Annotated in this window: 9 protein-coding genes; 3 read left to right on the forward strand and 6 right to left on the reverse strand. The window is 64.2% G+C overall.

The window, feature by feature from the left end; all coding sequences use genetic code 11:
• Window positions 1–295 precede the first annotated feature (295 nt).
• The 4 genes from IVA78_RS00750 to IVA78_RS00765 form a co-directional block, all read right to left on the reverse strand.
• A complete protein-coding gene (locus tag IVA78_RS00750; RefSeq protein ID WP_247280037.1) occupies window positions 296–790 on the reverse strand; it encodes a hypothetical protein in 495 nt (164 codons plus the stop codon).
• Between the two features lie 163 nt (window positions 791–953).
• Window positions 954–2,156: a 23S rRNA (adenine(2503)-C(2))-methyltransferase RlmN gene (rlmN, locus tag IVA78_RS00755; protein ID WP_247280036.1), complete on the reverse strand. Its 1,203-nt coding sequence runs from the start codon at window positions 2,154–2,156 to the stop codon at window positions 954–956.
• 184 nt (window positions 2,157–2,340) lie between these two features.
• Window positions 2,341–2,988, reverse strand: a complete 648-nt coding sequence (locus IVA78_RS00760) for an invasion associated locus B family protein (RefSeq protein ID WP_247280035.1) — start codon at window positions 2,986–2,988, stop codon at window positions 2,341–2,343.
• 114 nt (window positions 2,989–3,102) lie between these two features.
• The gene (locus IVA78_RS00765) at window positions 3,103–3,942 is read right to left on the reverse strand and encodes an SDR family oxidoreductase (RefSeq protein WP_247280034.1); all 840 of its coding nucleotides are present in this window, start codon (window positions 3,940–3,942) and stop codon (window positions 3,103–3,105) included.
• A 261-nt stretch (window positions 3,943–4,203) separates the two neighbouring features.
• Here IVA78_RS00765 and IVA78_RS00770 point away from each other — a divergent pair, with 261 nt between their 5' ends.
• The 3 genes from IVA78_RS00770 to IVA78_RS00780 all read left to right on the forward strand — a co-directional run bounded on the left by IVA78_RS00770 (window position 4,204) and on the right by IVA78_RS00780 (window position 7,503).
• Window positions 4,204–5,178 (forward strand): NADPH:quinone oxidoreductase family protein, encoded by a 975-nt coding sequence (locus tag IVA78_RS00770; RefSeq protein WP_091882886.1) that lies wholly within the window; start codon window positions 4,204–4,206, stop codon window positions 5,176–5,178.
• A gap of 110 nt (window positions 5,179–5,288) precedes the next feature.
• Window positions 5,289–6,326, forward strand: a complete 1,038-nt coding sequence (locus IVA78_RS00775) for a hypothetical protein (protein WP_247463695.1) — start codon at window positions 5,289–5,291, stop codon at window positions 6,324–6,326.
• Window positions 6,327–6,345: 19 nt separating this feature from the next.
• On the forward strand, window positions 6,346–7,503 hold the full coding sequence (locus tag IVA78_RS00780; protein WP_247280032.1) for a TAXI family TRAP transporter solute-binding subunit: 1,158 nt from the start codon (window positions 6,346–6,348) through the stop codon (window positions 7,501–7,503).
• An 8-nt stretch (window positions 7,504–7,511) separates the two neighbouring features.
• Here the strand turns inward: IVA78_RS00780 and IVA78_RS00785 are convergent, their stop codons facing one another.
• The gene (locus IVA78_RS00785) at window positions 7,512–7,889 is read right to left on the reverse strand and encodes a YkvA family protein (RefSeq protein WP_247280031.1); all 378 of its coding nucleotides are present in this window, start codon (window positions 7,887–7,889) and stop codon (window positions 7,512–7,514) included.
• A 98-nt stretch (window positions 7,890–7,987) separates the two neighbouring features.
• The gene (locus IVA78_RS00790) at window positions 7,988–8,278 is read right to left on the reverse strand and encodes a 4a-hydroxytetrahydrobiopterin dehydratase (protein ID WP_247280030.1); all 291 of its coding nucleotides are present in this window, start codon (window positions 8,276–8,278) and stop codon (window positions 7,988–7,990) included.
• Between the last annotated feature and the right edge of the window lie 160 nt (window positions 8,279–8,438).

An 8,438-nucleotide genomic window follows, 5' to 3' on the forward strand; every position in this document is an offset into this window, starting at 1 on the left:
GGTCTCCTTCCAAGCCATCGGCAAGCCCTCCTTGCCGAATAGTTGACCTGTTACCCATGTCGCCGGTCTAGTCTGTTACCCATGTAGCCGGTTTGGACCGGTCCCCCATCCTCCCCTGGAGGGGGAGGATCGATCGCGCGAAGCGCGAGCGAGGTGGGGTGAAGCCGCACAAATGGTCTCTCGCCTGTCCGCAAGCTCGAATCCTCAACACCGCCGTCGCCGATAGTCTGTCACCCCACCCCGGATCGCATCGATGATGAGATCCGACCCTCGCCCTTCAGAGGAGGGTAAGAAGTCACCGCGCATCGGGCCTGGAATTCGACGGCAGCGGAGGTGGGGACCGGTGCGAAGGCGGCGGATCGCGCCAGGCGCCTGCATTGCGGCCAGCGATCAGCCAGTAGACCACGCCGGCGACGATGCCCGCGCCCGTCATGATCTCCAGGTGGCGCCGCACGATACCCTCGAATTGGAACGTATCGCCGTGGAAGGGGACGAGACCGAGATAGCAGGCGAGCCCGACAAGGCCGCCGCCGACGGCGTAAGCCAGCGCGCTGCGGATATAGAGCGCCTCGGTGATCGCGACGATCACCGCCGCCGGCACCAGCGCGAAGCCCGAGACGAAGATGAAGCCGAAGCCGAGCAGGATGTCGATCGTGCCCTGATCGACGGGACCTGCGCCGAGATCGGCGAATTCCGGAAACAGCAGCGCGACGACGACGATCATGCCGCCGACGAAACAGGCGACGAGAAAGCCGATGAAGATGACGACGAGGCGGCCGATCAGGGACATGACGTCAGCCTCACCGTCATTGCGAGGAGCAAGCCGGTCCCGCCTTCGGCGGGCCGGATGACAGGCTCCGCGACGAAGCAATCCAGACTGCCTCCGCGGAAAGATTCTGGATTGCTTCGCTGCGCTCGCAATGACGCGGATGCGAAGGCGCAGGGATTACCTGTCAATCCGTCATCGCCATCGCACGCAGCGCCTGGCGTTCACGCGCCGAGAGCTTCTCCGTCTCTGACTTGAGCTGGCCGCAGGCCGCGAGGATGTCGCGGCCGCGCGGGGTGCGAACCGGGGATGAATAGCCGGCATTGAAGATGTATTCGGAGAACTTCTCGATCTGATCCCAGTCCGAGCATTCATAGGCGGTGCCGGGCCAGGGATTGAACGGGATGAGGTTGATCTTGGCCGGAATGCCCTTTAGCAGCTTCACCAGAAGTTTTGCATCGTCGAGCGAATCGTTGACGCCCTTGAGCATCACATATTCGAAGGTGATGCGGCGCGCGTTCGAGGCGCCGGGATAGTCGCGGCAGGCCTGCAGCAGTTCCTTGATCGGATATTTGCGATTGAGCGGCACGAGCTCATTGCGCAATTCGTCGCGCACCGCATGCAGCGAGATCGCGAGCATCACGCCGATCTCCTCGCCCGCACGCACGATATTCGGCACCACGCCCGAGGTCGACAGCGTGATGCGGCGGCGGGAGATGCCGACGCCTTCATTGTCGCCGACGATCAGCAGCGCATCGCGCACCGCATCGAAATTGTAGAGCGGCTCGCCCATGCCCATCATCACGATGTTGGTGACGCGGCGCGTGCCGTCTTCGCGATCGGCCCAATCGTTGAGGCGATCGCGCGCCACCATCACCTGTCCCACGATCTCGCCGGCGGTGAGGTTGCGCACTAGGCGCTGGGTGCCGGTGTGGCAGAAGGAGCAGTTCAGGGTGCAGCCGACCTGCGAGGAGACGCAGAGCGTGCCGCGATCGGTCTCGGGGATGTAGACGCACTCGACTTCATGCGCCTTCTGGATGTTGTCACCGCTCGGCAGACGCAGCAGCCATTTGCGGGTGCCATCGTTGGAGATCTGCTCGGCCACGACCTCGGGCCGGTCGACGGTGAAATGCTGCGCGAGCTCGGCGCGAATGCCCTTGGAAACCGAGGTCATCTCGTCAAAGCTCTGGGCGCCGCGGAAATAGAGCCAGTGCCACAGCTGCTGCACCCGCATCTTGCGTTGCGCCGGTGCGACGCCGATCTCGCCGAGTCGATCGGCGAGTTCGGCACGCGACAGGCCGATCAGCGAGGGCCTCGCCGGCGGCACATAAGTTTCGAGCGGAGTCTTCTCCACCAGGATTGCGTTGTGCGGCTCGGTCGTCGGTTGCATTGAGTGGACCTGATGGGTTTTGTCGTTCCGGGATGGTCCGGAGGACCAGACCCGGAACCTCGAGATTCCGGGTTCGATGCTGCGCATCGCCCCGGAATGACGGGAAATCTGGAACAGCCCCTATATAGCAACCGGATCTGCCGATTGCGACCGCGGCTATGACTTAGCCTTACCGCCTGCAATCCTATCTTTTGCAGTCCTGGGCGATCTTATCGAGCGCCTGGGCGAGGCCCTTCAGCGAGAAGGTGTCGGTCGTCTCGGTGCCCTTGGCCGAGACCCCCTTGACCACGAGATCGGCGGATTTGCGCATGGCTTCGACCATCCGCTCCTCCTCGGCCGCGTTCTTGATCCAGAGACCATCGCCCTGCGTATACATTGCGAAAGCAGCGCCGCCGACCTCGGCCGTCGATTCCGAGCCCGGTTTCAGCGCATAGCCGATCATGACCGAGACTTCGTTGTTGACCTTCTCGGCCGGCCGGGTCGACACGAACGCATAAGCAGGATCGCGCGGCCGGTTCGGCGGGTTGGTCTTCGACGACGAGGGCTTGGCCAGCGCGAAACAGACCTTCTTGCCGTTCGGCGTGGCTGAATAGGCGCCCCAGGTGCCGAACTGGCCGATCAGGGTCGGCTCCGCGCCGCCCGCAACCGCCGCGGGCGCCGCCGCCGGTTTGCTCTCTGGCTTTGCAGCCGTCTTGGCAGTCGGATGGGCCGCCGGCGGCGCCGGCTTTGGTGCCGCCTTCGGCGCCGGTTGCGGCGTCTGCGCCCGCGCGAGATCGGCGATCCCGCACGTCATCATGCCGATCATCAAAACGAAAGATAGCACCCGCCACATGCTGGAGTGGTTCCCTCAATATTGTGACTGGAAGATGGCCCGGCCGTGTTTTGTCCCCCGGCAGGGATAGCCGGGAAAGTCCAATTTGGGAAGGCAGTTAGCGGGTTGTCAGCACTAGGCTCGGGATCGCGCGGCGCGCTGCTCGGCCCATTGCGCCTCGGTCCAGCCGAGCAGGTCCTCGGCCCCGGAACTGCGCAAATGCGCGCCCCCGTCGATCACCACCATCTCGCCATTGATATAGCCGGCGCGGTCCGAGACCAGGAAGCTGGCGAGGTCGGCAAGTTCGCCGTGCTCGCCGGTGCGGCCCAGCGGGTTGCGGGCGGTCCAGCCTTCGTCACGCCCCTCGGGGCGGAGCTGCCCCGACGCGCCCGCGGTCGGGAACGGTCCCGGCGCGATGGCAACGGTTCGGATGCCCTTCGGACCCCATTCCACGGCGAGACTTTTGGTCATCGCCAGCAGCGCCGACTTCGCCATCGCCGAAGGCACGGTGAAGGCGCGGCCGGTGATGGTCGAGGTCGAGAGGATCGAGAGCACGACGCCGCCATGCTTACCCTCGATCCACCGCTTGCCGGCGGCGAGCGTGCAATACATCGCGCCATGCAGGGTCGGCGCGAGGATCGCGTCCGCGGCGCGGAACGAGAGATGCTCGCTCTGCGCGATGAAGGTCGCGGCAGCATTGTTGACGAGGATATCGAGCGGGGCCTCGCGCCAGATCTGATCCATCATGTTGTCGACGGCCGCACCGGCGCGAACGTCGCAGGCGATCGTCGTGACCTTGCCACCGGTCTCTTTGCGCATCTCGCTCGCCGTTGCCTCGAGCCGGTCGAGCTTGCGGCCACAGATCACGAGCTCGGCGCCGAGTGCGAGGAAGCGACGGCCCACCGCAGCGCCGAGGCCCGAGCCGCCGCCGGTGACGAGGATGCGCTTGCCGTTAAGCAGGTTTGTTTCAAACATCGTTTGAATCCTTATCTCCGCGGATTTCGTTATTGCGAGGAGCGAAGCGTCGAAGCAATCCAGACTATTTCCGCAGGGCGGACTCTGGATTGCGTCGCGGAGCCTGTCATCGGGCCGCGCTTGGCGCGGACCCGTTGGCTCGCAATGACGTGATGATAGGCCGAACAGAACGATCAACAAAGAATCCGGATTGTCCGGCTGCTCTAAATCCGGCAAAACCGGGCCAATCATAATTCCACTCGAAACGCTCCAGGTGCCGCCATGAAAGCCATCCTCTGCTCGCAATATTGCCAGCCCGACGATCTCGTTCTGGCTGACGTGCCGGATCCGGTAGCAGGACCGGGCGAGGCCGTGATCGCGATCAAGGCGGCGGCGCTGAACTTCTTCGACATCCTGATGATTCAGGGCAAGTATCAGATCAAGCCGCCGTTCCCGTTCTCGCCGGCCGCTGAAGTCGCGGGTGTGATCGAGAGCATCGGCGCTGGCGTCACTGATCTGAAGGTCGGCGATCGCGTTGTCGCCTCCTGCGGCCACAACGGCGCGCGCGAGAAGATCGCGCTGCCGGCGGCATCGATCGTCAAGATCCCTGACAATCTCGACTATGATCGCGCGGCCGGCATCATCATCATCTACGGCACCGCGCTGCATGCGCTCGAGGATCGCGCCAGTCCGAAGCCGGGCGAGACGCTCGCGGTACTGGGCGCAGCCGGCGGCACGGGCCTTGCTGCCTGCGAGCTCGGCAAGCTGATGGGCCTGAAGGTGATCGCCTGCGCCTCGTCGGACGAGAAGCTCGAATTCGCCAGGGCGCACGGCGCCGAACTGACGCTCAACTACGCCAAGGAGGATCTGAAGGAAGGTTTGCGCAAGCTCACCGACGGCAAGGGCGTCGACATCATCTTCGATCCCGTGGGCGGTGCTTACGCCGAGCAGGCGCTGCGCTCGATCGCCTGGGAGGGTCGTTTCCTCGTGATCGGCTTCGCCGCCGGCGACATTCCGAAGATGCCGCTGAACCTCGCACTGCTGAAGGGCTGCGACATCCGCGGCGTGTTCTGGGGCGCCTGGACCCGGCTCAACCCGGCCAAGAATCGCGCCAATCTGGAGAAGCTCGTGAAGTGGACGGCGGAAGGCAAGATCTCCTCGCATGTCGACCGCACCTTCCCGCTGGCCCAGACCGCGGACGCGTTGAAGGTGCTCGCGGGACGTCAGGCGATGGGCAAGGTGATCTTGCATCCGTGATGGCGACTGCGCTGTCGCGATTACCCGCGCCATGACAGCTGAGTTCATGGCCTCCCATTCGCACACGGCCACCTGGTAAGGTCTCCTCAACCAGCGCGGGCAAAATTGAGGTGCATTCCACAACCTCGCCCGAATCAAACCCAAATATTTCCCGATTCGCCCCAACCGTCGTCGCTTTTTGGGCTGATTCAGGTTGCGATTTACCGGCTCCAGTTTGCTGGGCGCTCCTGGACAACAACAAAAAAACTGAAACCGGTATGCCCCGCGTCGTGTCAGTCTTGGGGAGCATCACCATGGAGACGACGGCGTTCCGTCCGTCCAGGGAATCGAGGGTATTCGATTCCGATCAAGCCGCATCACATCCGTCCACCGCATCGTACATCCGTGCGCGCGCCGCACGGATCGATCTGTCACCCGACGACCCAATTCCACTATTCCTGTCCGATCCGCGCGGTGCCCCGAACCCGGACGAATATACCTCGCTGGAGTTGCGTCCCCGGGTCAGAATTGTGCCGCGCGTTCTTGCGGTCGGTCTCGCAGCCGTTCTCGTGGCGTCCATCCTGGCAATTCTGGCCGCGCTGTTTCAGTCCGATCTTCGCGGCATCTTCGATGCCGGTGGCTCGGCAGTCGTCGCGCTGGAGCAGGCGGTCGCCTCCGCCAACCCGTCGGCCGTACCGCAGAGCCCGCGCAAGGATTCGGCGCGCGTGACCGAGCCGCGCCTGGCGAGCGCTGACGCGCAGGATCTTCCTGCACCGCCGAGCCGCGAGGAGATCGCGACCGCCTATCAGAGCGCGCTGCAAGCCCACACGCCTGTGCCTCAGCCCGCGCCGGTGGCGGCACCGCCTGCGCCCCCTCCGCCCGCCAGGACGCTCGACGCCGACACGCTGGCCGGGCTGATGACGCGCGCGAAGAGCCTGTTGGGAATCGGCGACATTGTTGCGGCCCGCCTGTTGCTCGAACGCGCCGCCAATGCACAGGATGCGGCAGCGGCGTTCCTGCTGGCGCAGACCTATGACCCGGCCGTGCTGGGCACTAGCGACGCGCGGCGCATCGCCGCTGACGCGACCGCCGCGCGCGACTGGTACCAAAAGGCCGCGGCACTCGGATCGGCGGAGGCGCGGCAGCGCCTCGCCCAGCTTCAGAACTAGACCGCTTCAAGGGAACATCATGCGTAACGCTTTGGGAATGGCGCTTGCCGCCATCATGACGATCTGTGCCTTCGCGGCGCGCGCCGATCAGACCGAATACGATCCCGCCAAGGTCTCTGACGGCCTGAAGGCCATCTTCCAGTTCGGCTCGACCTCGACCAAGCAGGCGCTGAACGCCAACACGGTCACGCTGATCACCGGCACGATCGGCGGCACCTATGTGCAATTCGGCGCCGACCTCGCTTCCGTGCTCGACGACGGCAACAAGATCCGCGTGCTGCCGATCGTCGGCCGCGGCTCGGTGCAAAGCGTCGCCGATATCCTGTTCCTGCAAGGTGTCGATCTCGGAATCGTGCGTGCCGACACGCTCGACTATCTCGAGCGCAAGGGTTTTGCCAAGGACATCAAGAAGCAGTTCACCTATGTCACCAAGCTCTACAATGAGGAGATGCAGGTGATCGCGCCAAGATCGGTCGCGACGCTCAAAGACCTCGAAGACAAGACGGTGAGCGTGGACCTACCGAACGGCGGCACCTTCGTCACGGCGCTCACCGTGTTCGAGCGGCTCGGGATCAAGGCGAAATTCGTCTATGTCGAGCAGCGCATCGCGATGGAGAAACTGAAGGCCGGCGAGATCGACGCCGTCATCGTGGTCGGCGGCAAGCCGTACAAGTCGGTCTCGACCTTCGGCAATGACGGCCGCTTCCATCTTGCGAAGGTCGACTATGCAAAGCCGCTGCAGAGCGACTATCTGCCAGCAACGCTGTCCGCCAAGGACTATCCGAACCTGATCAAGGAGGGCGAGAGCGTGGACACGATCGCGGTGCCTGCGGTGCTCGCGGCCTACAACTGGGCGCCCAACACCGAGCGCTATCGCAAGCTCGCGCTGTTCGTTGACGCGTTCTTCACCAAATTCCCCGCGCTCCAGAACCCGCCCTTCCATCCCAAGTGGAAGGAGGTCTCGCTCGCGGCGCCTTTGTCGGGCTGGAGCAGATTGCCGGTGGCGCAGCAATGGCTCGACCGGCACGGCGTCGAGCCGGTGACGCGCCAGCGCTTCGAAGCGTTCCTGAAGCAGAGCCCGGCGGCCGCGCAGGTGTCCGATGCGGACAAGGAGACGCTATTCAAGCAATTCCAGGCATGGGACGCGGAGAAGACGCGTGCGGGGGAAAAGAAGTAGTGGCGCCGTCACTCCTCCGCCTTATCCACCCCGCGCTTCAGCGCGGCACGGGCGGCCTCGCGGTGCTCGTTCGTGATGTGGCCGGCCACCATGCGGATCGCGGTGGCGAGCACGGCGGCGTCATCGGCGAAACCGAGGATCGGCATCACATCAGCGACGAAGTCGAATGGCAGGATGAAATAGGCGATCGCCCCCAGCAGCGAGGCCTGAACATGGCGCGGCGTCTGCCGGTCGAAGGCGCAGTAATAGGCCGCGAGCAGGTCTTCGGCGAACGGCAGTTGCGCGGCAACGCGCTTCAGCTTGCGCCAGAAGCGGCGGCGAACGCCCTCCCGGTCTTCCGCGAGCCGATCGGCGGGCTCAAAGCCGACGCTGTGTTCCGCAGCCATGCTCAAACTCCCCTTTCAGCCGGAGCGGCGGATCGCCGCGTCGCCTGCTGATCACAAGATGGGGATAAGGCCAAGCGCTGCAAGACGTCAGCCAGGTGTCAGCCGGCGATGGCGTTCATCGCCTTGGCCAGCTCGATATCGAGCGCAGTAACGCCGCCCGCGTCATGGGTCGACAGCACCACCTCGACCGTCTTGTAGACGTTGCGCCATTCGGGGTGGTGATCCATCTTCTCGGCGACCAGCGCCGCGCGAGTCATGAAGCCGAAGGCCTGGTTGAAATCCTTGAAGACGAAGGTCTTCCCGATGGCGTCGCGGTCGGACACCTCGCCCCAGCCTGGTAGTCCGCCGAGCGCCTGCTTGCGCGCCTCCGCCGATAGCCGCTCTACCATGATCGCCTCCGTCGTTCAGGGGAACTTTACCCTAACACCGTGTCGATGCCCGGGTTCATACCAGGGGAATCGCATGTGAGCGTTCTCTGTAAGGCATTGCGAATTGGGCAGAAATCGATTCTGAAGGTGGCTCCTGAGTTGGAAGGAGCGGCCGATGGAT

Origin of the sequence: Bradyrhizobium sp. 137, assembly GCF_023074095.1 — a bacterium.
Classification (GTDB): Bacteria; Pseudomonadota; Alphaproteobacteria; order Rhizobiales; family Xanthobacteraceae; genus Bradyrhizobium.

Excerpts from the sequence above, each read along its gene's own strand:
- IVA78_RS00750 (WP_247280037.1), bottom strand. The coding sequence starts at position 790 with ATGTCCCTGATCGGCCGCCTCGTCGTCATCTTCATCGGCTTTCTCGTC.
- IVA78_RS00790 (WP_247280030.1), bottom strand. The coding sequence starts at position 8,278 with ATGGTAGAGCGGCTATCGGCGGAGGCGCGCAAGCAGGCGCTCGGCGGA.
- IVA78_RS00780 (WP_247280032.1), top strand. The coding sequence starts at position 6,346 with ATGCGTAACGCTTTGGGAATGGCGCTTGCCGCCATCATGACGATCTGT.
- IVA78_RS00760 (WP_247280035.1), bottom strand. The coding sequence starts at position 2,988 with ATGTGGCGGGTGCTATCTTTCGTTTTGATGATCGGCATGATGACGTGC.
- IVA78_RS00765 (WP_247280034.1), bottom strand. The coding sequence starts at position 3,942 with ATGTTTGAAACAAACCTGCTTAACGGCAAGCGCATCCTCGTCACCGGC.
- IVA78_RS00785 (WP_247280031.1), bottom strand. The coding sequence starts at position 7,889 with ATGGCTGCGGAACACAGCGTCGGCTTTGAGCCCGCCGATCGGCTCGCG.
- rlmN (WP_247280036.1), bottom strand. The coding sequence starts at position 2,156 with ATGCAACCGACGACCGAGCCGCACAACGCAATCCTGGTGGAGAAGACT.
- IVA78_RS00770 (WP_091882886.1), top strand. The coding sequence starts at position 4,204 with ATGAAAGCCATCCTCTGCTCGCAATATTGCCAGCCCGACGATCTCGTT.